Source organism: Aeromicrobium flavum (genome assembly GCF_007992115.1).
GTDB classification, from domain to species: domain Bacteria; phylum Actinomycetota; class Actinomycetes; order Propionibacteriales; family Nocardioidaceae; genus Aeromicrobium; species Aeromicrobium flavum.
This window is the reverse complement of record NZ_BJZQ01000005.1, coordinates 1-23051: the sequence shown is the minus strand read 5'-3', so window position 1 is coordinate 23051 and position 23051 is coordinate 1. Positions and strand designations below refer to the sequence as shown.

The window sequence follows — 23051 nt, the reverse complement described above, 5'->3', positions numbered from 1 at the left end:
CTCTCCTTCTTCCTCACGTCCAGGCTGTTGTCAGGTTCTCCGGCGACTGCCGGCGCCGTCGTCGCGTGCCCCACCTCGCGCCATGATGGGTGTTGTGGTCCGGCGGTCGCAGCGCCAACTGTTCCCGCCTGATCAGATGACGCGCGGAGCCGGTGGTGGGGCGTCTTCCTTTGGCCGGCGAGATTCTTGACGGAGCCGCTCTAGTCGGTCCGCGAGACTTCGTGGGATGACCGTGTCGGCGTCGCGGAGCCTGGTGACCGCGTCGCGGGAGGCAACCAGGGCCGAGTAGAGCGGTGGGCAGGTTGGGCAATGCTCCAGATGTTGTTCGAGGAGCTGCCGGTCGCGGTCGCCGAGCTCGTCGTCGAGGTAGTCGGACACCTGCGTGCGTGCGTCCCAGCAGTTCATCGGCACTCCTCTCGTGGCCGCTCGGCGCTCGGCTCCGGATGCGAGTGCGCTGACGAGCATGATGCGGCCGCGGTGCAGGCGTTGTTTGGCAGCGGAGAGCCCGATCTCTTGGACCCGGGCGATCTGCGGCACCGTGAGACCCTCCATGTCGTGGAGCACCACTGCGCTGCGGTACATCATCGGTAGGCGCAGGAGTGCGTCGCGCAGGTCCTGCACCGTGCTCGCCCGTGCGGCCACGGTGGCGGGATCCAGGGTGTAGGCATCGTCGCGCCAGCGCCCCTCCACCATCTCCCACACGTCCTCGGCGGGCGCCTCTCGGGTGCGGCGGACGTGATCCACGAAGGCGTTGTGCAAGATCCGATGCAACCACGTGGCCAGGCCGGACTCGCCGCGAAAGGTGTCGAGTCGTTCCAAGGCCCGCACCATCGTGGTCTGCACGAGGTCCTCGGCCAGCGCGCGGTCCGGGGTGATGCTCCGGGCATACCGAAGAAGCCCCGGGATCTCTTCGCTGAGCCGGCCTCGGAGCCGCTCGGGATCGACGGCCGGGCTCAGCGGGCGACTCCCCCCTCGTCGGCCGTGGTGAACGTCTGCTTCGGGCAGGTCTGGATCCCGAAGAGCGTGTACAACGGACACGAGCCCGCCAGCGAGGTCCCCACCATGACCGCAGCGAGCACGTACAGCACGATCGCGAGGATGCTCGTCGGGCCGACGATCACGCCGGCGATGACCAGGATCGGTGCAAGGATGAACAAGCGCAGCCGACGGTCGAGGGTACCCATATTGAGTCTCATCAGATTCTCCTTCGACTAGGTTTACCACTTAGACGCATCGTGGGCCGAAGTCGTTACATCGCCAATTGGAAGTCCGATCCCTTCGGGCGGTCATCGCTTCCGAGGTGACGTGGTCGTCTCGCGTTGGCGATGTGCTGACCGACCAACCCGTTGGCGGTTGGCGTCAATGCTGCACCCATTCATCGGACTGAGTGAGCCGGAAGAGATAGACCAGCGGGGGAAGAACCAGCACACCGGCGAGTCCGACCACGACAAGCAGCCCGGCCAGGGTCGCGTCCGCACCACCACCGTCGGCGATGCGGACCTCGTCAACGAGCAGCCACGGGTACTGGCCCACCCCCCAGCCGCTGATGACCGACGCCACGGCAGCGACTGCGCTGATGCGCGCCGGACCGTAGCGCCGCGCGGCCACCAGGGCCAAGGCTGTTGCTCCGGCCAGACCTGAGGCGATGATCAGAGGTGCGGCACGCCCTGTCAGTCCGTCGGCAAGCGTGGGAGCGTCGTGCAGGATCGGGATCAGCGCCGCGAAGACGACCGCACCGGTGACCGCTCCCACCGCGAGGGTGCGTCGACGCAGCGAGGCCGTCAGCGCTCCGCGGTCCGCGTGGTGGGCCTCGGCGGTGAGGAACACCCCCGCGAGGAAGGCGCTGCTCCCCACAGCGATGACGCCGCCCAGCAGCGACGTGGGATTGAGCCAGGACGACCACAGGTCCCCGCGTCCCTGCGCCGGCACACGGCCCGAGGCGATGGCCCCGGCCACCGTGCCGAGGAAGAACGGCGTGATCAGCGATGAGCCGGCGAAGATTGCGCCGTACAACCTCGCCTGGCCGATCGTCGGGGCGAACTTGCGGAACGCGAACGACGACCCCCGCAGGACTATCCCCAGCAGAGCCAGGAGCATCGGCAGGATCAGGGTGCTCATCGCGCTGGCGAAGGACTCGGGAAAGCCCGTCCACCACATCACCAGAATGTAGATGAGCCACACGTGGTTGGCCTCCCACACCGGCCCGATGCTGTGGTCGACGAGGGTCCGAAGCTCGGAGCCACGGTGGGCACTTCCGGCAGTGAGGTCGTAGAACCCGGATCCGAAGTCAGCGCCGCCGAACAGCGCGTAGGCGACGACTCCGGCGAACAGGGCAACCGCCACGGCGAGCTCGAGGGTCACGACGCCTCCGGACCACGGTCGTGGGGCCGCGAGGCGCCGCCCGCTGCAGCCGACTCAGGCCCGTACGGGCTGGGCAGGTCCTCCTCGCCGGCGCGCCATCGCCGAGCCATCGAGCGCAGCACGACCACCGCCCCCACGGTGAGACCGGTGTAGAGGACGGCCGTGGCCACCAGGAGGATCCAGATCTGTGGGTTGTCCCCTGCCGCGTCGGGAGTGCGCAGGTACCCGTAGACGACCCAGGGTTGGCGGCCCACCTCGGTCGCGATCCAACCTGCCTCCATGGCCACGACCGCGAGCGGGCCCGCTGCGACCGCGGCCCGCAGCGTCCATCGGTGGTCGAGCAGGTCGCGTCCGCGCCAGCGGACGAACCAGTAGACGAGCACCGCGACGAACAGGAGCGTGCCGATGCCGACCATGGATTGGAAGGCGACGTGGGTGATGTTGACGGGGGGCCGGTCCGCGGGCGCGATGGTCTCCAGCCCCTGGACGGGTTTGGTGAAGGAGTTGCGCGCGATGATCGACCCGAGGCCAGGGATGTCCAGGGAGTAGCGAACCTCACCGTCGATGAGCAGGCCTCCGAGCCGCAGCGGCGAGGGACTCTCGGTCTCCGTCGCGAGCTCGAAGGCAGCGAGCTTGGCCGGCTGGGCCTCGGCGATCCGCAGGCCGAGGACGTGGCCGAGGAAGGGCTGCACCACTGCGGCCGCGCTGGCGAAGACGAAGGGAATGGTGAAACCGAGCCGGTGATGTCGGTCGCGGCGTCCACGGAGCATGCCGGCGGCGTAGACCCCGGCCACCGTGAAGCCGACGACCATGTAGGCCGCGACCCACATGTGCGCGAACTGCAGGATTGCGCCGGGGTTGAACAGCACCGCCCACGGGTCCACGTCGACGACCTGTCCATCCTCGACGCGGAAGCCCACCGGCATGTTCATCCGGGCGTTGACCGAGATGACGCAGTAGCTGCCCACGACGCCCGCGATCGCCATGGGCACCAGCATGAGCAGGTGCCGCTTGGGCGGGACACGCCCCCAGCCATAGAGGTACATGCCGAGGAAGATGGCCTCCACGAAGAACGAGAGGCCCTCGAAGGCGAACGGCAGACCCAAGACGTCACCGTAGGGCCCCATGAGTCCAGGCCAGAGCAGCCCCATCTCGAAGCTGAGGACCGTCCCGGACACCGCGCCGATCGCGAACAGCACCGCCGAGACCTTGGCCCACCGTCTGGCCAGGTTGAGGGCGACGTCGTCGCCGCGGTACACCCCTCGCCAGTGCGCCGCCCAGATGATCGCCGGGAAGGCCACACCGAACGACGCCAAGATGATGTGCCAGCCGAGGGAGAGCGCCATCTGCTGACGAGCGGGGAGGAGGCCCTCCGGCTCCAAACCGACTGCGTGCGGCAGTACTTCCTGAAGGAGCGAGAGGCTCATCGACCCTGACCGGTATCCAGCACGGGATGGAGATCGCGACCGGTGGACGTCGCCTTCGAGGTCGCGCTGGACCCCAGGCCGGGTGGCGCCGGGGCGGGAGCTGGTCGCCACGTCAGCAGGAGCGCCAAGGCGAGCAGCAGCTCGGCGATGTCTCCGCCGAAGTACATGAGGTTCCCCGCGGCCCGCATTTCATCGATCGGCTCCCGGACCTGAACGAACAAGCCCGCAAAGATCAGCTGCGCGACCGCCGAATGGATGACGATGGCGATACCGAGAACCACGAGCCGGAAACGTACGGACGCCCGGTGCGGGGCCGGGTCGGGGCCGGCGATGGCCCACGCGAAGAGCAAACCCGAAGCGATGAGATGCAGGTGCACCGCGACGTGCACCGTCTCGTTCGTGGTGCTGAGTGCGTACAGCGGGGTGAAGTACAGGACGATGAGCCCCCCCCCGCTGGTCAGCGTGAGTCCCACAACCGGATGTGAGAGGAAGTGGACCACCGGCGTGTTGAGCAACCTGCCGAGACGTCGCGCGTGCCGGTGGGGAAGCTGTCGCAGCAGCAAGGTCACCGGCGCGGCAAGCACCAACGCAAGCGGAGCAATCATCGACAGCAAGAGGTGCTGCGCCATGTGTCCGCCGAAGTCCCGGTCCGCGTAGCCGTCGAGGCCGGGGCCGAGTGCCACCAGCAACAGAAGTGACCCGACGAGGAAGAGAGCGATCCTCGACGTCGGCCACCCCCGACCAGCCTTCTCGCGGATCGAGAGCCAGACGTACCCTGCCGCAACCGCGCCGATGAGCAGCAGCGGCAGCCAGACGGTGAGCGCGCCCGCAATCGCACTCCACCCCTCAGGTTCGTGCTGATGGTTTGCGTGAGAGCCGAGCTTGGCTGGCAGTTCGAAGACCATCGATGGCGACCTGCTCACGCCTGCTCGCCGCGACCGCGCGCCGCCGAGAGTTCGGGGTCGCGGTAGGAAGCTCCTCGCTGCAGGAGCCAGCCGACGAGGACCAGAAGTGCGCCGAGCGCGAGGAAACCGAGATCCCACCACATCTGGTTGTCTCCACTGCGAACGTGGTGAATTCCCAGGATGTGATGATCGACGACCCCTTCAACCAGGTTGAAGACGCCCGCGCCGACGAGAACCCAACCCCAAAGGGCACGCGACGTCCACACTCGACCGCGCGAGTGCTGGACGCGTGAATAGAGCAGCGCGAGTCCCACGAGAACCATCACCCAGGTGAAGACGTGGAAGAGACCGTCCCACACCGTGTTGATCTCCAGTCCATGGACGGTGCTCTCGGGGTAGTAGCGCACACCGATGTTGTCGGTGTCGGTCGACGTCAGCATGTGGTGCCATTGCAACAACTGATGGAGCACGATCCCATCGACGAAGCCGCCCAGTCCGACACCGAGCACGATGCCGAGTACGGCAAGGCTCCGCGGTTGCACGTCAGTCGACCGGCCACCTTCGAGCGTTTGGTCTTCCTTGAACTCCCCCTCCGTAGACAGACTCACGTCACTCGTACCCAGATCGAGCCGACTGACACCCCGCGGGCGAGCTTGCAGCCCGGCACAGCTCATGCCAAGGAGAGGAAGAGCTTCTCCATCTTCTTCACGTCGAGGCTGTCGACATCGTCGCCGTTGTTCATGCATTCGCGCATGCCACTGGCAACGATGGCGAACCCGGCACGGTCGATCGCACGCGAGACCGCCGCAAGCTGGGTCACGACGTCCTCGCAGTCACGGCCTTCCTCGAGCATTCTCAGGACGCCATCGAGTTGTCCGCGTGCCCTCTTGATCCGGTTCTTGACGGGCGCCATCGCGTCAGGGTCGAGTTCCATCAGTGGTCTCCCTCGTTGGAGTGAAGAGCAGCCAGGGCCGCTGTGATCCGCTGCTTCGCGTCGGCGGCGACCGCATGGAGCGCGGGGTTGTCCGCCAGGCCCATCATCGCGTCGGGGTCGAACGCCTCGACCACCGTCGTGCGGTCATCGAGCGCGCGAACCACGACGTTGCAGGGCAGGACGGCCGCGATCGAGGGCTCGGCGGTGAGCGCTTCATAGGCCAGCGCGGGGCGGCACGCCCCGAGAATGACTTGGGGCGCTACGTCGACGTCGAGCTTGGACTTCAGTGTGGCCTTGAGGTCGATCTCGGTGAGGATGCCGAAGCCCTGCTCCCCCAAGGCGGTGCGCACCAGGTGGACGGCATCGGCGTAGGGCCGGGCCAGCGTGGTGGAGATCGTGTAGTCGCCCATCAGGCGCTCCGCTGCTGGTCGGCGTCGAGGTCGCGGATTCCGGCAATGACCTGCTCCAACGCCGTCGCAGGAAGAGCACCCGGCTGGGCGAACACCAGGGTCCCGCCCTTGAAAGCCATGAGCGTCGGGATCGACGTGATCTTCGCCGCGGCAGCGAGCTCCTGCTCCGCCTCGGTGTCCACCTTCCCGAACACGATGTCGGGGTGGTTCTGCGATGCCTTTTCGTAGACCGGAGCGAACATCCGGCAGGGACCGCACCACCCGGCCCAGAAGTCTACGAGGACGATCTCGTTGCCGGTGATCGTGCCTTCGAAGTTTGACTTGTCAAGATCGATGGTGGCCATGCTTGCTCCTTCGCTGTCGTGACGGCCCTCGAAGAGGGCTTCCCCCAGCACAACCAGTATACCCCCCTCCGTATTCCGCCAGCGCGTTTGGCCGCCAGCGACGTCGCTTGCGGAATACCCCCCGGGGTGTCATGGTTGATAGAGAGCGAATACCCCACCCAGTATCCGGGTACGAGTCGAGAAGACGCGATCGTGCTGGACTGACCCGAGAGGAACTCGCCGATGAGCCAGGACACACCCGAGATCTCCATCGATGTCCTCGCGACGGCCACAGAGCGCCACGCGACCGTCATCGACGTCCGTCAGCCCTCGGAATACGCGGAGGGCCACGTGCCCGGGGCCGCGCTCATTCCGATGGGAATGCTCCCCTCGCGATTCGGCGACATCGATGCGACCCGTCCGGTCTACGTCGTCTGTGCGTCTGGCAACCGCAGTTCCGCGATGACCGACCTGCTGGTGTCGCAGGGTTTCGACGCGTATTCGGTCGTCGGCGGCACCAGCGCCTGGGTGCGTTCGGGCCGGCCGGTGGAAACCGGCGTCCCTCCTCGCGACTGACCTTCTGATGACTTCCACACAGCGCCACGGCGATTGGAGATACCGATGAACCAAGACCTGACCGTCGTCTCGATCGAGACCGCGTCCCTCGGTGACCGAAGCTACCTCGTCCACGACGGGGAGGTGGCCTTCGTGGTGGATCCGCAGCGCGACATCGACCGCGTGCTGCACCTCCTCGAGGAGCACGGCGTCCGCTTGACGCACGTCTTCGAGACCCACATTCACAACGACTACGTCACCGGCGGTCTCGCGCTCGCCCAGCGAACGGGTGCGGAGTACCGCGTCAACGGTGAGGACGAGGTGGCCTTCGAACGCACGCCGATCGCTGACGGCGAGACCGTAGAGGTCGGTGACCGGATGCGAGTCCGCGCCATCTCGACACCGGGCCACACCTTCACCCACCTCTCCTACGCCCTGGCGACCAGCGGGCCCGAGGGCGACGAACCGTATGCGGTCTTCACCGGAGGGTCGCTGCTCTACGGGGCGACTGGCCGGCCTGACCTCATGGGCGAGGAACACACCGACACACTGGTGCGCCATCAGCACGCCTCGGCCCACAAACTCGCCGAGCAGCTCCCGGACGAGGCCGAGGTCTACCCCACCCACGGGTTCGGATCGTTCTGCTCGGCGACCCAGTCAGACGCCACCGAGTCCACCATCGGCCAGGAGAAGCAGTCCAACCCCGTCCTGACCCAGGACGAGGAGACCTACGTCCGCGAGCTCCTCGACGGGCTCGGCGCCTATCCGGCCTACTACGCCCACATGGGCGCCGCGAACGCCGCCGGACCGGCCGCCCCTGACCTCTCCCCCGTCTCCGAGGCCGACGCCGATGAGTTGCGTCGTCGGATCGAGGCCGGCGAGTGGGTCGTCGACCTGCGTAATCGAACGGCGTTCGCCGCCGGCCATGCGCCGGGAACCTTCAACTTCGGTCTCGACGGTGCATTCTCGACCTACCTGGGATGGCTCATCGAGTGGGGCACCCCGGTCACGCTGCTCGGCGAGACGGCCGAGGACGTGGCGGAGGCGCAACGCGAGCTGGTCCGCATCGGCATCGACCGACCCGCTGCGCGCGCCACCGGCGACCCCACCACCTGGGCCACGGGCGAGTTGGGGAGCTTCCCGACGGCCAGTTTCGCCGAGCTCGCGGACGTCCTGCATCACCGCGAGGTCGTCATCCTTGACGTCCGTCGCAGCGACGAGCACCGTCAGTCCAGCATCGAGGGCGCAGTCAACATCCCGATTCATGAACTGCCGCGCCGCGTCGCGGAGGTGCCCGCCGGCGAGGTGTGGGTCCACTGCGCCGGAGGTTACCGGGCCTCGGTCGCCGCGTCGTTCCTCGACGCCGCCGCCCGCCGCATCGTCGCAGTCGACGACTCGTTCGACAACGCCGAGAAGGTCGGACTGCACCTCGTCAGTCCCGCGGACGACCAGGGCGGACCGAACGCCTGACATGACCCTCGCTCTCGCCGTCGTCGCCGGCGTGCTCATCGGCCTATCGGTCGGAGCGCTCGGAGGCGGCGGGTCCATCCTCGCCGTCCCGGTGCTGGTCTTCCTCCTGGACCAGACCCCGGCCGAAGCGACCACCGGCTCCTTGGTGGTCGTGGGCGTGACCGCGCTGATCGGCGCCGCGGCCGCCCACCGGGTCGGGAACGTGCTGCTCGGCCGCGGAGTCGTGTTCGGCACCGTCGCGATCGGGGGCGCCGCAATCGGTGCCAAGGCGGCGTCCCACGTGAGGGGCGAGGTCCTGCTGGCCGCCTTCGCGATCCTGCTGCTGCTCATCGGCAGCCTGATGGCGTGGCGCCAGTTCCACCACAATCGCCGTGGCGACAGCGCGGGCATCCGCCCGCGACTGGACGACCCGATCGTCACGTTCAGCCCGACCTTCGCGTGCAACTGCCCTCGAGCCCTGAAGCTGTTCCTCACGGCCACGGCAGTCGGGCTGCTGACTGGCTTCCTCGGGGTCGGCGGCGGCTTCCTCGTCGTCCCGGCCCTGGTGCTCGCAATGGGACTACCGATGAAGTACGCGGCCGGCACGTCCTTGGTGGTGATCACCATCACGAGCGCTGCGGCACTCATGGTGCGCGCCGGCACCGGCACGGACCCAGACTGGGGTTTCGTGCTGGCGCTCACGGTGGCGTCCGGTGTAGCCGCAGCGGTGGGCGCCTCGGTCGCGGACCGGCTGGACACCGCACGCCTCCAGGGCGCGTTCACCATCCTCATTCTCGGGGTATCTCTCTACACCGCTGCGCTGGCATTCCCCGCGCTCCTCTGACCTCGGCTCGGCAGCTCGCCGTCGCCTCGCTCCCTTCCCGCGGGCCACCGCACCATCACAGAAACGGACACTCATGAGCATCACCCCGGCCTCCCCCCGGACTGCTTCACCCTCACCCGACCACGTCGCGCCCAGCCGACCTGGCCCCTTGGGCCGCCTCGGCGTGTGGGTCACCGATCACGCCAGGCTTGTCAGCGTCCTGTGGCTGCTGACCATCGTCGGCCTCGGTGCGTTCGCGCCGCAGGTCGAGCACAACCTCTCCGGCGCCGGTTGGCAGGCCAACGGGTCGGAGTCCGTCGAAGCCCGCGAGCTGGCCCGCGAACACTTCGGCGGCAACGCCTCGTCCGCCATCCAGGTCGTCGTGCGCTCCACCGACGGCCCCGTCACCGAGGGTGACGGCCAGCAGGTCCTCGCCAAGGTCACCAACATCCTCGAGCAGGAGCCCCGCATCGCCGAGGTCGTGCCGCCGACACCTGGCGCCACCCTCTCCCAGGACGGTGAGACCGCGATCGTCCTCGCCGGAGCAGGCGCGGACACCAACGAGATGGTGCGGGTCGCCACCGACATCAAGGGCGAACTCCAAGGGCTCTCAACCGAGACGGTCGAGGTCAATCCCACCGGATCCTCCCTGCTGTGGAGCGACTTCAACGAGGCGAACCTTGACGCCATGCTGAAGTCGGAATTCATGTCCTGGCCCGTCACCCTTGCCATCCTCGTTCTCGCCTTCGGCGCGCTGGTCGCCGCAGGACTTCCCCTGATCCTCACGCTCGCCGGCCTCGTCGCCTCGGCGGGATCCCTCGTGCTCATCAACGAGCTCGTTCCGGTCTCGATCTGGGCGATGAACTTCGCCATGATGTTCGCCCTCGCGCTCGGCATCGACTACGCGCTCTTCATCGTCGTGCGCTACCGGGCCGCCCGGGCGGCCCGGCGCTCGGCCGACCCGGCAATGGCGGCGGCCGATCGGCGGTGGGCCATCGCGCAGACCATGGACACCGCCGGCAAGGCCGTCCTGCTCTCTGGCATGACCGTGCTTATCTCGCTCTCGGCCGTGATGCTGGTGCCGTCGCCCTCTTTCCGCTCGATGGCCGGAGGAATCATGCTCTCGGTCGTCTTCGTCCTGGCGGCGACGTTGACGCTCCTTCCGTTGGTGCTGGTCAAGCTCGATGACCGAATCAACAAGTTCGCCCTCCCATGGTCCCGCTCAGGCGAGCACCGCTCGGCGAAGTTCGCTGCATGGGGTGAACGGCTCTGGAAGCGGCCCCTCACGTGGGGTCTGGCCTCCTTGGTAGTGCTCGTCGCCCTCGCTGCGCCGATTCTCGGGCTGCAGACCGCCATGCCGTCGATCAAGGTGTTGCCCGAGGACGCCTCGGCGCGTGTTGGCTACGACCGCGTCCAGGAGTCGTTCGGCGAGGGTGCGCCCGGCACTCTGCAAATCGTCACGGCCGGCGCCGACGCCGACGCGACCACAGCCGTGCTGGCCGCCGATGACGGCATCGCCGCGGCGATGGCGCCGATGCCCGCTGCCGACGGATCGGACCTCGTGCTAGTCCAAGCCGTGCCGACCGTCGACCCGTCCGACCCCGCACTCGGGGACACCGTGGAGCGCCTGCGCGCCGACCTGCCGGATTCAGCGCTCGTGGGTGGCGCCGCCGTGGAGAACTTGGACCTGAAGTCCCAGCTCGACGAGTCCACCCCCATCGTCATCGGCGTGGTCCTGGTGCTCGGCTTCCTGCTCCTGCTGGTGGCCCTCCAGGCACCGTTGATCTCGCTGCTGGGCACACTCGCCAGCCTGTTGTCGACTGCCGCCGCGTTCGGCGTGGCACGCCTCATTTTCCAGGAGGGGTACGGCGCCGATCTCCTCGGCTTCGAGCCCCAGGGTTTCCTGGACGCCTGGGCCCCGGTCTTCTTCTTCGCGATGATCTTCGCCATCGCGATGGACTACACCGTCTTCCTGCTCGCGTCCGCCAAGGAGCACTACGAGCGGTCCGGTGACGCCAAGGACGCGATGGTCGGCTCACTGGCCCACTCCGGCCGTGTCATCTTCGCCGCTGGGGCAGTCATGGTCGCCGTCTTCTTCACCTTCGCCCTGTCCGGCCCCATTCCGCCCAAGGAGATGGGTGTCGTCCTCGGCATCGCCGTACTGCTCGACGCCTTCTTGGTCCGGTTGGTCCTGCTGCCGGTGATGCTCCGGCTGACCGGCCACGCCGCTTGGTACAGCCCCGCCTGGCTGCGCAAGGTCCTGCCGAACATCACGTTCGCGCACGACTGACTCCCAGACCGCCCGGGGTCCCCCCGCCCGGGCACCTCCGCGGCCCGGGGGCGACGCTTCCCCAGCCTCCGGGCCGCACCCCTCACTCCCCACACGAACACCCACCAGAAAAAGGAGCATTCCATGTGCCGACCGACCACCTGCCGCACGTGCCACAAGACCACCTGGGCCGGCTGCGGCCAGCACATCGCCCAGGTCAAGGCGACGGTCCCCGCCGATCAGTGGTGCCCCGGACACCCGAAGTCAGAGCGCCAAGGAGGGTGGCTCCGGAACCTGCTCGGCCGCTGAAGGCGGACACCTCCCAGACCCCTCTGGGTTGTTCGCATCCCAAGACGATCGACCCGTAGGTGCCGATCGCCAGGCGTGACGTGCTCACCGCTGCGCACCCCTCAGCCCGGGGTGGGTTCGCGCCGCCGCTCAGCTCGTTCGGTCACGTCCGACGATGCCCGTCTGCCAACAACGAACACTGTCCAGTCAGGCCACATAGCGCTCGCCGAACGGAGGCGCGTCCCACCTGGCAACGTCAGACGGGACAGAATCGCAGGGGCGAACGGCCGGTTGCCCCTGCGAGGCGTCGATGCGTCCGAAACCAGCAACGGAGGTCACGGTGGAGAGTCAGCGGATGGAACCGTCCTCACGAGACGACTCACCCTCCGGGGCCGCTGGCGGGGAGGCGCGAGAGGTCGAGGTCGCCGTGATCGGGGGCGGTCAGGCCGGGCTCGCGACGGGGTTCTACCTGCGGCGTGCGGGCATGGTCCCGGGGCGTGACTTCGTCATCCTCGACGCTGCCGATCGGCCCGGTGGAGCATGGCCCCGGACGTGGGACGGGCTCCGGTTGTTCTCACCGGCGGGCTTTTCCTCGCTCCCGGGTTGGATGATGCCAGCCTGGGACGACGCGACCCGTGGCTTTCCGCCGCGGGACCACGTGGTGGACTACCTGACCCGGTACGAGGAGCGCTATGAGCTGTCGGTGTTGCGCCCGTGCCGCGTGGAGTCCGTGACGCGTCTTGATGAGGACCCCCACGGGTTGCTCGGGGTCGTCGGCGGTGACCTCGCGGTGGCTGCTCGCTCCGTGGTCTCGGCCACCGGCACCTGGGAGCGACCGTTCTGGCCGGTCTACCCGGGCGCTGCGGCGTTCGCCGGCCGGCAGCTGCACGCGGCTGACTATCGCAGGCCTGACGAGTTCGCCGGGCAGCACGTCGTGGTGGTGGGCGGCGGCAACTCCGCGGCCCAGATCCTCGCGGAGGTATCCACGGTGGCTGCCACGACGTGGGTGACCAGCCGTCCGCCCAGGTTCCTGGCCGACGAGGTGGATGGAAGGGTGCTGTTCGAGACGGCCAGCGCCCGCGTCAAGGCGCTGGCCGAGGGGCGCGAGCACAGCGGTGTGGCGGGGCTTGGGGACATCGTCATGGTGGCGAGCGTGAAGGACGCCAGAGAACGCGGCGTGTTAGAGGCGCGTCCGATGTTCGACCGGCTCAGCACCGACGGCGTCGCGTGGGCCGATGGCACGGAGCAACCGTGTGACGCGGTCATCTGGTGCACCGGCTTTCGACCGGAGCTTCGTCACCTACGTCCGTTGGGCCTGCGCCTCGAGGGTGGACGCATCGCTGTCGGAGGCGCCTCCGGGACGCAGGCGATCGGCGAGCCGCGGCTGTTCCTGGTGGGGTACGGGGACTGGACCGGACCGGCCTCGGCAACTCTGGCCGGCGTCGGCCCCACGGCTCGGTCGACAGCGGCCGCCATCACCGGGACTCGCGGGCGGCGGGCGTGACCGTTGCTCAGTCGATGCGCGCGACCTGACTCCGGCGCTCGACCAGGACGGTGTCCCGCCATCTGCCCGCGGCGGGGCCGACGATGGCCTTCGCGACGCGGGTTCGGGTGCCGATGGTCCGGAAGCCGTGGCGTTCGTGGAGGCGAAGGCTCGCCGTGTTCTCGGGGAAGATGCTCGACTGGATGGTCCAGATGCCCGCGTCCTCCGTGGACTCGATGAGCGCTTCGAGGAGCAGACTGCCGATCCCGCCGCCGTGGGCTTGCGGCGCGACGTAGATCGAGTGCTCGACCACACCCGCGTACACGGGTCGGCTCGACACCGGCGAGCACGCGGCCCATCCGGCCACTGCTCCGGAGGCGTGCGCTGCCACGAGACGGTGGTCGGGAAGCCGTGAGGAGTCGAACGACTCCCAGGTCGGGACCACTGACTCGAAGGTCGCGTGTCCGGCGTCGATGCCGGCTGCGTAGATGGCCTCCACCTGTGGCCAGTCCTCGGGAGTCATGCCGAGGATCGCGATGCCGTCAGTCACTCCCCCATGGTGGCCCGTGGCCTGAGACCGGCCGCTGGCAGGCTCCGCGCGGTTCTCAGACGTCGAGGTCGCGGAGCAGATCCGTGACACGACGCTGGATGTCGTCCCGGATGTCTCGTGCCTCTTCGAGCGTGGCGCCCTCGGGGTCCGAGACGTCCCAGTCCTCGTACCGCTTGCCGGGGAAGTAGGGGCACTCGTCGCCGCATCCCATGGTGACGATGACGTCCGCAGCGTGCAGGACGTCGTCGGAGAGGGGCTTCGGGTACGCCTCGGCCAGCTCGATGCCGCGCTCGGCGAGCACCTGGACCGCGAGAGGGTTGATCTCGCCCGTGGGCCGGGACCCGGCCGAACGCACGTGCAGCTTCCCTGGCGCCAGGTGCGCAGCGATGGCGGCGGCGATCTGTGAGCGTCCGGCGTTCTGCACGCAGACGAACAGGAGCTCGGGAACCTTCTTCGCGATCAGTCCCTTCGTCTGGGCCGAGGCCGTCAAGAGCTCGCGAGCGTAGCGGCTGACGAGCAGCGGGACGTGTCGTGCGATCTTTGCGTCGGTCAGCAGCGACTCGGCTGCGCGGTCGACGAATTCCCTGACTTCGTCGAGCGTGAACGTGCCTTGGTGCTCGTAGGCGATCTCCGACGAGATCGCCTCGCGGTTCAACTCGTGCGATGGGTCCACTGTCCTGCCTCCTTGGGCCTCGGGTTGAGCGACGGCTCGATCGGATCGGTCGAGAGTTCGCGATCGTATATCGAAGTTCGTCGATGGATACTCTAGCCGACGATTCATCGATTCGGTGCAATGAATGATGGCCAACCAGAACGGCCGGCGCGATCTATTTCCACCCGTGTTCGCACCTTCATGTGCGCGTCCGGCTACGTTCATCGCCCGTTCACATAGACGGCGTTCTATCTATCTTGTTCGATCAAAGACGCGCCGCTCCCGCGGCCAAACTGATGGGAAACGTGCATGTTTCGCTCCAAGACACTCACTGCGACGTTGAGTGCTTCCGCCCTGCTGCTCACCCTGGCCGCCTGCGGTGGCGGTTCCAGCGCAGACGAGAACGCTGTGTCCGGTTCCGTTGCGGTGGACGGATCCTCGACCGTGTACCCGATGAGCAACACCGCGGCCGAACTCCTCTCGGAGGAGCAGCCTGACATCGAGGTGTCCGTCGGCTTCTCGGGCACCGGGGGCGGGTTCGAGAAGTTCTGCGCCGGTGACATCGACATCTCGGACGCGTCCCGACCCATCAAGGACGAGGAGAAGACGGCCTGTGAGACCGGGGGCGTCGAGTTCACCGAGCTCCACGTCGCGACCGACGCGCTCACGGTGGTCACCCACCCGGATCTCGGCGTGGACTGCCTCACGACTGACCAGGTCGTGCAGCTGTTCGGCCCGGACTCCAAGATCACGAACTGGAAGGACCTGGATCCGAGCTTCCCCGACCAGAAGGTCACAGGCTTCATCCCGGGTACCGACTCCGGGACCTACGACTACATGGCGGCCGACGTCGTCGGTCACGAGTCCGAGGCGCTGCGCGAGGACTTCGAGTCCTCGGAGGACGACAACGTGCTGGTCCAGGGCGTTTCGGGCACCAAGGGAGGCGTTGGCTTCTTCGGGTACTCCTACTTCGAGGAGAACGCGGACAACCTCAAGGCGGTCGCCATCGACGACGGCAGCGGTTGTGTCGAGCCTTCGTCCGAGACCGCACGCGACGGCTCGTACACGCCCCTGTCCCGTCCACTGTTCATCTACGTCAAGAACAGCGCCTACGCCGACAACGAGGCCGTCTCGACCTACGTCGACTTCTACGTGGAGAACCTGACCGACATCGCCGAGTCGGCGCAGTTCATTCCTCTCAACGACGAAGACCTGGCGGAGACGCAATCCGCCGTCGAAGCGCTCTGACAGCCGGCCCACACATGTCTCAGTTCACCCAGGCAGGCCCGCCCGCGAGGGCGGGCCTGCCCGGCGGTCCGCTCCTCACCGCGAAGCGTCGTCCGGGCGAAGCCGTCATCCAAGGGCTGCTGATCGCCTCCGCCCTCCTCTCGGTCGCCATCACCTTCGGCATCATCGTGGCGCTGGTGGAGCCGGTCATCCACTTCTTCGGCCAGGTCCCGCTCGGCGATTTCTTCTCGTGGACCGACCAGGGCAGCAAGGATCTGCGCCCCGCGGTGCTCCCGCTGCTGCTCGGTACCTTCATGGTCACGGTCATCGCCCTGGCGCTGGCGATCCCTCTCGGAGTCGGAGCCGCGATGTACCTGTCCGAGTACGCCACGCGCCGCACCCGCGCCTGGCTCAAGCCGACGGTCGAGCTGCTGGCCGGCGTGCCGTCGGTGGTCTACGGCTTCTTCGCGGTCTTCTTCCTGACTCCCACGGTCTTGAACGGGTGGCTCGGCCTCGACGTGTCGTTCACGAACTCGCTCGCGGCCGGCATCCTCGTCGGCGTCATGATCATTCCCACCATCGCTTCGCTCTCCGAGGATGCGCTCAGCGCGGTGCCCCAGGCGCTGCGCCAGGGATCCCTGGCCATGGGCGCCAATCGGATGCAGACGTCGCTGCGGGTGGTGCTGCCGGCCGCCATCTCCGGAGTCGCCGCGGCGGTCGTGCTGGGCATGTCCCGCGCCGTGGGCGAGACCATGATCGTCGCACTCGCGGGAGGCTCGGCCAAGAACACGTCCCCCGACGTCGGTGAGGGCCATCAGACGATGACCGCCTTCATCGCCCAGACAGCCCAGGGTGAGAACCCCGTGGGCACGGCCAGCTACAACATGCTCTTCGCCGTCGCCCTGCTGCTGTTCCTGGTGACACTGATCATCAACGCGATCAGCATCGTCATCGTCCGTCGCTACAGGCAGGTGTACTGATGAACGTCGCAGCCGTCACCGCGTCCCGCGCCACCACTCAAAGTCTCCGCACCGGCGGGAACAAGGATCGCAACGTCGCATCCCTCGTCTTCCTGTGCGCGCTCTGGTTCTCCTTGTTCTTCGGTGTCGCCGTGCTGGTCGTCCTCATCGTCGACACCGCGATCGCGGGTGCCGGGCGCTTCGACGCCAACCTGTTCACCAACTACGAGTCGACGGTTCGCAAGGGCGAGACAGGCTTCCGTGCCGGCATCCTCGGCTCCTTGTGGCTCATGATGAGCACGGCGCTTCTCGCGATTCCCCTGGGGATCGCGTCGGCGGTCTACCTGGAGGAGTTCGCCGACTCCAGGGCTTGGTACAACAAGTTCGTGGAGGTCAACCTCCAGAACCTGGCCGCCGTGCCGTCGATCATCTACGGCATGCTCGCCGCAGCGATCATGACGATCCTCGGATACACCTACCAAGGGATCGTCCTGGGCGGCGCGATCGCCCTCGCACTGCTGATCCTGCCCGTCATCATCATCTCGACCCGCGAGGCCCTACGCGCCGTGCCCCAGGAGATTCGGCACGGGTCGCTGGCACTGGGGGCGACGGTGTGGCAGACCACCTGGCGCCAGGTGCTTCCGTCGGCAGTCCCGGGCATCGCCACGGGCACGATCCTCGGCCTGTCGCGCGCCATCGGCGAGGCGGCGCCACTCATCATGATCGGCGTGGCGACGGTCCGGTTCGATCCCGCGTGGCTCACCGACAAGGTCGCGGCCCTGCCCGTCCAGATCTACAACCTCGCGTCCGCCCCGCAAGAAGAGCTCCAGCAGGCCGCATCGGCCGCCATCATCCTGCTGCTCCTCATGATCTTGGGCATGAACGCCCTCGCCATTCTCATTCGCAACAAGTTCCAGCGGAACTGGTAGGAGTCCAGCTGACATGACGATCCACTCCCCCACGAGCACGACGGACGAGATCCTCGACGTGACCGACCGGACGGAGGCGGTGAACAACGGCGACGCTTCCGACCTCGCAAGGACCGCCCCGCGCGGGCCGGTGATGGAGACGCGCGATCTCAACGTCTTCTACGGCGACTTCCATGCGGTCCACGACGTCAACCTCTCGTTCGGACGCCACGAGATCACCGCGCTGATCGGACCTTCCGGGTGCGGGAAGTCCACCGTGCTGCGGTCCCTCAACCGGATGAACGATCTGGTCGCAGGCGCGAAGGTCCAGGGAAGCGTGACCTACCACGGGGAGGACATCTACGGCCCGAAGGTCGATCCGATCACCGTTCGCCAGCACATCGGGATGGTCTTCCAGAAGCCCAATCCCTTCCCCAAGTCCATCTACGACAACATCGCCTACGGACCCCGCGTGACGGGGATGAAGGTGACGGACATGGATGCCGTGGTCGAGGACGCCCTTCGCGGGGCCGCCCTGTGGGACGAGGTGAAGGACAAGCTCAAGTCCCCGGCCTACGGGTTGTCCGGTGGGCAGCAGCAACGACTGTGCATCGCGCGAACCATCGCGACTCGGCCTGACGTCATCCTCATGGACGAGCCGTGCTCGGCCCTTGACCCGATCGCCACTGCGCGCATCGAGGACCTCATGAGCGAGCTGAAGACGGAGTTCACCATCATCATCGTCACGCACAACATGCAGCAGGCCTCGCGGGTCTCCGACCGAACGGCGTTCTTCACGGCCCGACCGGACGAGACCACCGGAAACCGCACCGGGCTGCTCGTGGAGTTCAACCGGACCCAGGACATCTTCGAGGCTCCGGCTGACCCCCGGACGGAGGCGTACATCACCGGGCGGTTCGGATGACGGAGTTGCGGGTGCTGGCCCCGAGGTCCGCGGACCAGCACGCCAGCCGCTCGCGCCTGCGGCGCCCACCCGAAGCCGACACGATCCTGCTGCTCGAGTCCGATGCGCAGACCGTCGCCGACCTCCAGTCGAGTCTGCGACCTCTCGGCCTAACGGTTCTCGCTGCGTCGGACCCCCTCCGGCTGGTGGCGCGCCTGAACGCCGCGGGCGTCTGCGCGGTCGTCCTGAATGCCGCTCCCGGTCCCGTGCCGCTGTCCGAGGTGGTCAAGGTGATCCGGTCGGAGTCGGCCGTCCCGGTCCTGGTGGCCTGTGCCAGCACCGATGTGGCGTCGATCGGGCCGGCCGTGCTGGAAGGAGCTCGGGCCATCGCTCTGCCGTACCGCGTCGGCGAGATCGCTCAGATCATCGACCAGAGTCCGCTTCCGCGACAGCGAGCAGATCGCCTCACGCTGGGCGTGCTGACGCTCATCACCGAATCCATCGACGCTCATGTCCGCGACACACCGCTCGACCTCAGTGCTCTGGAGTTCGACCTGTTCCACATGCTCGCCGAGCGCGCCGGCTACTCCGTGACACGCGACGAGCTGATCGATGCTCTCTGGTCCGACTGCAGGACGTCCGCAGACGACCTGCTCGTCGCCGCGGTGAAACGGGTGCGCCGCAAACTCGCCGAGGCCGGAGTGCTCGACGCCATCCAGACGGTGAGAGGCGTCGGCTACCGCCTCAACCCCGGAGTGTTCACCCCGCCCTAACGCAGACCCGGCGCCGTGATCACACCGAGCTCCTCCAGGAGTGTCTCGACTCGACGACGGATGTCCTCGATGATCGCCCGAACCTCGTCCCGTGAGCATCCGACCGGATCCATCACCGGCCAGTCGACGTACCTGCGCCCCGGCACGATGGGGCAGGCGTCACCGCATCCCATCGTGACGACGGTGCCCGACGCCTGGATCACTTCCCGCGTGAGCGGTCGCGGGAACTCAGTCAGATGATCGATGCCCAGAGCGGACAGCTCGGCGCGGACCGCCGGGTCCAGGTGCGCCGCCGGCATCGATCCGGCCGTGCGCACCCGGACACGTTCTCCCCCGATCGACCGCGCGAGCGCGGCAGCGATCTGCGACCGACCTGCGTTCCTGACGCAGACGAAGAGGATGTCGGCCCGGCGCCTTCCATCCCGGCCCGAGAGCGACGCCAACGCTGAGAGTCGGTCCGCCGCGAATCGCGCAGTCAGTTGCGGCAGGAAGCGCCGAACGGTGGCCCGCGACGCGAGGAGGTCGTAGCTGTCCTGGACGAACTCCCGAACCGTTTCGGCGGCAACGATGCCGTCGTACCGGTCGATCAGCTCCTCGCTGATGTCATCCAGCGAGCGCGCGTGATCCCGTGGTGCGGGCTCGGGCTGACCGCCCGAGGGCTCGGCGACCCATGCCCCGAAACGCACCAGGGCGTCGTGGGTGGGTCGGACCGAATACTCGTCGGCCTCGAGCAGTCCCGCCTCGACCATGGCGTCCACGTGCGACGTGACGCCATCACCGTGCGCGCGCTGAAGCAGGTCGATCCTCATCTGGCCCGAGGGCGCCGCCATGACCATGGCGAGGAGATGCACACGGATCGGGTCGGCCATGGCTCGCGCCTGAGCGGCTGGGGACACCGGGGAGCGAGTCATGGTGCCGGCCGGACGACTAGCGCAGGAGATCGGCGATGGCGCTCAACCGGTCCGGCACGATGCTGTACCAGACCTCCCGACCGACGGGGGTCCGCGACAAGATCCCGGCCTCGTGCAGCACCTTGACGTGGTGACTGATCGTCGGCTGGCGCAGCTCCAGCGCCTGGGTCAGGTCGACGACCCGCGCGCGTCCACCTTCGCTGAGATGCACGAGGCTCAAAAGCTGAAGTCGCGTGGAGTTCGAGACGACACTCAGCAGCTGAGCCGTGTCCTCGGCCTGCTGCCGCGTCAGAGCAGGTCGCAGGACCGCCGCGGGCCGCGACGGCTGCGAGCCGTCGGGACGCGGGGCTCTGGAGACCATGCATCAAACATAGCCGGTCATCGATCGGACGCAGCGTGGTGGACATGCTGCTTCACCCGCCGCTCATCAGGCGGTCGGACCGCCGAGCTGAATGAGCTCAGGTGCAGCGGGAGCGACGCAGCAGCTCCCGCCCTCGGCGCTCTCGTCGTCGAACAGTCCGGCACCACCGCAGACGCCGGTGTCGGGAAGGGTCAGCTCCACGCGCTCCGCGGCTTCGTGGTCGCCGGCGATGGCCGCGACGACCGAACGCGTCTGCTCGAAGCCGGTCAGCGCGAGGAAGGACGTCGCACGACCGTAGGACTTCATGCCGACCAGGTAGAACCCGCTCTCGGGCTGGGCGAGCTCCTTGGCGCCGTGCGGGTAGACGGTGCCGCAGGAGTGCTCGTTCGGGTCGATCAGCGGCGCCAGGTCGCGAGGTGCCTGGAGCACCGGATCGAGGTCCAGTCGCAGCTCCGACAGCATCTGCAGCTCGGGGCGGAACCCGGTTAGGACGACCACTTCGTCCACGTCGGTGACGATCTGTCCGTCGAAGGACTCGATGGTCAGCCGGTCGTCGTCCTGCCGCGAGACGCGCGATGTCCGGAAGCCGTTCATCGTCGTCACGGGCCCGGATTCGACTGCCGCCTGGGCCTGCTGACCGAGCTCACCCCGCGCCGGCAGCTCGTCCTGGCCACTGCCGGCGAACGCCTCCCCCACGCTCGCGCGCCGGACGAGCCAGGTGATGCGCGTCTCGGGCGCCGTCCTGGCCAGGGCGGTGAGCCCGATCAACGCGCCCTTCGCCGAAGCGCCCGTCCCTGCCACGACGACGTGCTTTCCGGCGTAGCGGTCGAGCTCTGCGGCGTTGCCGAGATCCGGGATCCGGTAGGAGATGCGGTCCGTTGCCTCGTGCTCACCGATGGCCGGGACGCCGTCCCCGCCGAGCGGGTTGGGACCGCTCCAGGTGCCGGAGGCGTCGATCACCGCACGGGCGGTGAGGCGCTCGACCCCGAGGGGCGTGGTGACGTGGACGGTGAACGGGGCCTCGTCGCGACCCGAGCTCACCAAACGGTCGCGCGACTGCTTGGCCACGGCCGTCACCGTCGTGTTGAAGCGGACCGAGCCACCGAGCGCATCGGCCAGGGGCTGGAGGTAGCCGGCCACCCAGTCCGCCCCCGTGGGGTAGCGCTTCGGGTCAGGCGGGGTCCAGCCGGCGTCGGCCAGGACCTTCTCGGCCGCGGGGTCGATCAGCTCGGACCACGCGGAGAAGAGCCGCACGTGGCCCCACTCCCGGACGGCCGCACCTGCGGCGTCTCCCGCTTCCAGGACGATGAAGTCCACTCCACGGCCACGCAGGTGGGCGGCGGCGGCAAGGCCGGCGGGACCCGCACCGATCACGACGACGGGTAGGTCGGAAAGCTCAGACATCAGGGACGCTCCTCGCGTACATTGACGATTGTCGATGCCTCGACTCTAGCGCTTCATTGATGAATGTCAATGAACGATCTAGGGTGGTGTCATGGCCACCGAACTCACCGTGCTCGAGCCGGTCTCGACGAGCTGCTGCTCCCCCGTCACCGGCGGCGTCCTGAGCGATGCGGAGGCTAGGAGCCTCGCCGCCCGGTTCAAGGCGATGGGCGACCCCAGCCGCCTGCGGCTGTTGTCCCTCATCGCCGCTACCGAGTCGGGTGAAGCGTGTGTCTGTGACCTGAATGAGTCGCTCGACCTGAGCCAGGGGACGGTCAGCCATCACCTGGGGATCCTCGTCAAGGCCGGACTGCTGACCCGGACCAAGCGAGGCCAGTGGTCCTTCTACGCCCTCGTCCCCGGCGCGATGTCGACCCTCGCCCGCGCACTGGACGCCTGACGCCTAGGCGTTCACCAATCCTGCCTCGATGTCGGCGAGGAAGCGCTCGGCGTCCAGGGCGGCCTGGCAGCCGGTGCCGGCGGCCGTGATGGCCTGGCGGTAGGTGTGGTCGACGAGGTCGCCCGCGGCGAACACGCCGCGCAGGTTGGTGGCGGTGGAGCCGGGCTGGACGAGGACGTAGCCCTCGTCGTCGAGGTCGACCTGACCGGTCAGCAGCTCCGAGCGCGGGTCGTGGCCGATCGCGATGAACAGGCCGCTGACGTTGAGCCGGCGGGTCTCACCCGTCTGGGTGTCGCGCAGCGTGACGCCCTCGAGGATTCCGTCGCCGTGGATCTGGTCAACGGCGCTGTTCCACGCGAACTCGAGCTTGTCGTTGGCGTAGGCGCGGTCAGCCATGATCTTGCTGGCGCGCAGCTCGTCGCGACGGTGGATCAAGGTGACCTTGTCGGCGAAGCGCGTGAGGAACAGCGCCTCCTCGACGGCGGAGTCGCCGCCACCGACGACCGCGATGTCCTTGCCGCGGAAGAAGAAGCCGTCGCACGTGGCACACCAGCTGACGCCGTGGCCCGAGAGCGCGTCCTCGCCCCGGATGCCGAGCTTGCGGTAGCCCGAGCCCATCGCGAGGATCACCGCGTGGGCACGGTAGGTGTTGCCGTTGGCCAGGGCCACGGTCTTGATGTCGCCGGTGAGGTCGACCGAGGTGACGTCGTCGGACACCAGCTCGGCGCCGAAGCGG

The 23051-nt window shown here is 67.9% G+C and carries 27 protein-coding genes; 12 read left to right on the top strand and 15 right to left on the bottom strand.

Annotated elements, in window-relative coordinates:
• Positions 1-132 precede the first annotated feature (132 nt).
• The 9 genes from AFL01nite_RS06820 to trxA form a co-directional block, all read right to left on the bottom strand.
• The gene (locus AFL01nite_RS06820) at positions 133-1038 is read right to left on the bottom strand and encodes a sigma-70 family RNA polymerase sigma factor (protein WP_146826751.1); all 906 of its coding nucleotides are present in this window, start codon (positions 1036-1038) and stop codon (positions 133-135) included.
• On the bottom strand, positions 954-1184 hold the full coding sequence (locus tag AFL01nite_RS06815; protein WP_222593423.1) for a YgaP family membrane protein: 231 nt from the start codon (positions 1182-1184) through the stop codon (positions 954-956). The genes AFL01nite_RS06820 and AFL01nite_RS06815 overlap by 85 nt, the downstream gene beginning before the upstream one ends.
• A gap of 175 nt (positions 1185-1359) precedes the next feature.
• Positions 1360-2361 (bottom strand): cytochrome d ubiquinol oxidase subunit II, encoded by a 1002-nt coding sequence (locus AFL01nite_RS06810; protein ID WP_146826747.1) that lies wholly within the window; start codon positions 2359-2361, stop codon positions 1360-1362.
• The gene (locus AFL01nite_RS06805; RefSeq protein ID WP_146826745.1) at positions 2358-3707 is read right to left on the bottom strand and encodes a cytochrome ubiquinol oxidase subunit I; all 1350 of its coding nucleotides are present in this window, start codon (positions 3705-3707) and stop codon (positions 2358-2360) included. Before AFL01nite_RS06805 ends, AFL01nite_RS06810 begins: the two co-directional genes overlap by 4 nt.
• A 77-nt stretch (positions 3708-3784) precedes the next feature.
• Positions 3785-4693, bottom strand: a complete 909-nt coding sequence (locus AFL01nite_RS06800; protein WP_146826743.1) for a cytochrome c oxidase assembly protein — start codon at positions 4691-4693, stop codon at positions 3785-3787.
• 14 nt (positions 4694-4707) lie between these two features.
• On the bottom strand, positions 4708-5301 hold the full coding sequence (locus AFL01nite_RS06795; RefSeq protein WP_246119622.1) for a DUF2243 domain-containing protein: 594 nt from the start codon (positions 5299-5301) through the stop codon (positions 4708-4710).
• A 62-nt stretch (positions 5302-5363) separates the two neighbouring features.
• Positions 5364-5627: a metal-sensitive transcriptional regulator gene (locus AFL01nite_RS06790; protein ID WP_146826739.1), complete on the bottom strand. Its 264-nt coding sequence runs from the start codon at positions 5625-5627 to the stop codon at positions 5364-5366.
• A complete protein-coding gene (locus AFL01nite_RS06785) occupies positions 5627-6037 on the bottom strand; it encodes a DUF302 domain-containing protein (protein WP_146826736.1) in 411 nt (136 codons plus the stop codon). Before AFL01nite_RS06785 ends, AFL01nite_RS06790 begins: the two co-directional genes overlap by 1 nt.
• Positions 6037-6381, bottom strand: coding sequence for a thioredoxin (gene trxA, locus AFL01nite_RS06780; protein ID WP_146826734.1), 345 nt, complete (start codon positions 6379-6381; stop codon positions 6037-6039). Before trxA ends, AFL01nite_RS06785 begins: the two co-directional genes overlap by 1 nt.
• Before the next feature lie 222 nt (positions 6382-6603).
• Here trxA and AFL01nite_RS06775 point away from each other — a divergent pair, with 222 nt between their 5' ends.
• From AFL01nite_RS06775 to AFL01nite_RS06755, 6 genes are all read left to right on the top strand, one after another.
• Positions 6604-6936, top strand: coding sequence for a rhodanese-like domain-containing protein (locus AFL01nite_RS06775; RefSeq protein WP_146826732.1), 333 nt, complete (start codon positions 6604-6606; stop codon positions 6934-6936).
• 45 nt (positions 6937-6981) lie between these two features.
• The gene (locus AFL01nite_RS06770) at positions 6982-8385 is read left to right on the top strand and encodes an MBL fold metallo-hydrolase (RefSeq protein ID WP_146826730.1); all 1404 of its coding nucleotides are present in this window, start codon (positions 6982-6984) and stop codon (positions 8383-8385) included.
• A gap of 1 nt (position 8386) precedes the next feature.
• A complete protein-coding gene (locus AFL01nite_RS06765; RefSeq protein WP_146826728.1) occupies positions 8387-9208 on the top strand; it encodes a sulfite exporter TauE/SafE family protein in 822 nt (273 codons plus the stop codon).
• A gap of 163 nt (positions 9209-9371) precedes the next feature.
• A complete protein-coding gene (locus AFL01nite_RS06760; RefSeq protein ID WP_246119621.1) occupies positions 9372-11477 on the top strand; it encodes an MMPL family transporter in 2106 nt (701 codons plus the stop codon).
• A 123-nt stretch (positions 11478-11600) separates the two neighbouring features.
• Positions 11601-11765: a DUF8730 family Cys-rich protein gene (locus AFL01nite_RS15295; protein ID WP_186813852.1), complete on the top strand. Its 165-nt coding sequence runs from the start codon at positions 11601-11603 to the stop codon at positions 11763-11765.
• 289 nt (positions 11766-12054) lie between these two features.
• On the top strand, positions 12055-13248 hold the full coding sequence (locus AFL01nite_RS06755) for an ArsO family NAD(P)H-dependent flavin-containing monooxygenase (protein ID WP_307724452.1): 1194 nt from the start codon (positions 12055-12057) through the stop codon (positions 13246-13248).
• Between the two features lie 7 nt (positions 13249-13255).
• Here the strand turns inward: AFL01nite_RS06755 and AFL01nite_RS06750 are convergent, their stop codons facing one another.
• Positions 13256-13777, bottom strand: a complete 522-nt coding sequence (locus AFL01nite_RS06750) for a GNAT family N-acetyltransferase (RefSeq protein WP_246119620.1) — start codon at positions 13775-13777, stop codon at positions 13256-13258.
• A 55-nt stretch (positions 13778-13832) separates the two neighbouring features.
• Positions 13833-14450 carry an arsenate reductase ArsC gene (locus AFL01nite_RS15460; protein WP_246119619.1) on the bottom strand — a complete coding sequence of 206 codons (618 nt, stop codon included), beginning with the start codon at positions 14448-14450 and terminating at the stop codon, positions 13833-13835.
• 288 nt (positions 14451-14738) lie between these two features.
• On the opposite strand from AFL01nite_RS15460, the gene AFL01nite_RS06740 reads away from it, so the two are divergent.
• The 5 genes from AFL01nite_RS06740 (at position 14739) to AFL01nite_RS06720 (ending at position 19200) form a co-directional block, all read left to right on the top strand.
• Positions 14739-15677, top strand: coding sequence for a PstS family phosphate ABC transporter substrate-binding protein (locus AFL01nite_RS06740; RefSeq protein ID WP_146826722.1), 939 nt, complete (start codon positions 14739-14741; stop codon positions 15675-15677).
• Between the two features lie 14 nt (positions 15678-15691).
• Positions 15692-16636 carry a phosphate ABC transporter permease subunit PstC gene (gene pstC, locus AFL01nite_RS06735; RefSeq protein ID WP_146826720.1) on the top strand — a complete coding sequence of 315 codons (945 nt, stop codon included), beginning with the start codon at positions 15692-15694 and terminating at the stop codon, positions 16634-16636.
• Positions 16636-17544, top strand: coding sequence for a phosphate ABC transporter permease PstA (pstA, locus tag AFL01nite_RS06730; RefSeq protein ID WP_146826718.1), 909 nt, complete (start codon positions 16636-16638; stop codon positions 17542-17544). Before pstC ends, pstA begins: the two co-directional genes overlap by 1 nt.
• A gap of 133 nt (positions 17545-17677) precedes the next feature.
• Positions 17678-18448, top strand: a complete 771-nt coding sequence (gene pstB, locus AFL01nite_RS06725) for a phosphate ABC transporter ATP-binding protein PstB (RefSeq protein WP_246119636.1) — start codon at positions 17678-17680, stop codon at positions 18446-18448.
• Positions 18445-19200: a winged helix-turn-helix domain-containing protein gene (locus AFL01nite_RS06720; RefSeq protein ID WP_146826714.1), complete on the top strand. Its 756-nt coding sequence runs from the start codon at positions 18445-18447 to the stop codon at positions 19198-19200. Before pstB ends, AFL01nite_RS06720 begins: the two co-directional genes overlap by 4 nt.
• On the opposite strand, the gene AFL01nite_RS06715 is transcribed toward AFL01nite_RS06720, so the two are convergent.
• From AFL01nite_RS06715 to AFL01nite_RS06705, 3 genes are all read right to left on the bottom strand, one after another.
• Complete coding sequence (locus tag AFL01nite_RS06715; RefSeq protein ID WP_246119618.1) at positions 19197-20069, bottom strand: arsenate-mycothiol transferase ArsC; 873 nt, start codon at positions 20067-20069, stop codon at positions 19197-19199. The two genes, AFL01nite_RS06720 and AFL01nite_RS06715, sit on opposite strands and share 4 nt — an antisense overlap.
• Positions 20070-20127: 58 nt before the next feature.
• Positions 20128-20472: an ArsR/SmtB family transcription factor gene (locus tag AFL01nite_RS06710; protein WP_146826712.1), complete on the bottom strand. Its 345-nt coding sequence runs from the start codon at positions 20470-20472 to the stop codon at positions 20128-20130.
• 66 nt (positions 20473-20538) lie between these two features.
• Positions 20539-21876, bottom strand: a complete 1338-nt coding sequence (locus tag AFL01nite_RS06705) for an FAD-dependent oxidoreductase (protein ID WP_146826710.1) — start codon at positions 21874-21876, stop codon at positions 20539-20541.
• A 91-nt stretch (positions 21877-21967) separates the two neighbouring features.
• Between AFL01nite_RS06705 and AFL01nite_RS06700 the strand changes: the two genes are divergently transcribed.
• A complete protein-coding gene (locus AFL01nite_RS06700; protein WP_146826708.1) occupies positions 21968-22315 on the top strand; it encodes an ArsR/SmtB family transcription factor in 348 nt (115 codons plus the stop codon).
• A 3-nt stretch (positions 22316-22318) separates the two neighbouring features.
• On the opposite strand, the gene AFL01nite_RS06695 is transcribed toward AFL01nite_RS06700, so the two are convergent.
• The coding region (locus AFL01nite_RS06695; protein ID WP_146826706.1) for an NAD(P)/FAD-dependent oxidoreductase at positions 22319-23051 on the bottom strand (733 nt) is incomplete at its 5' end.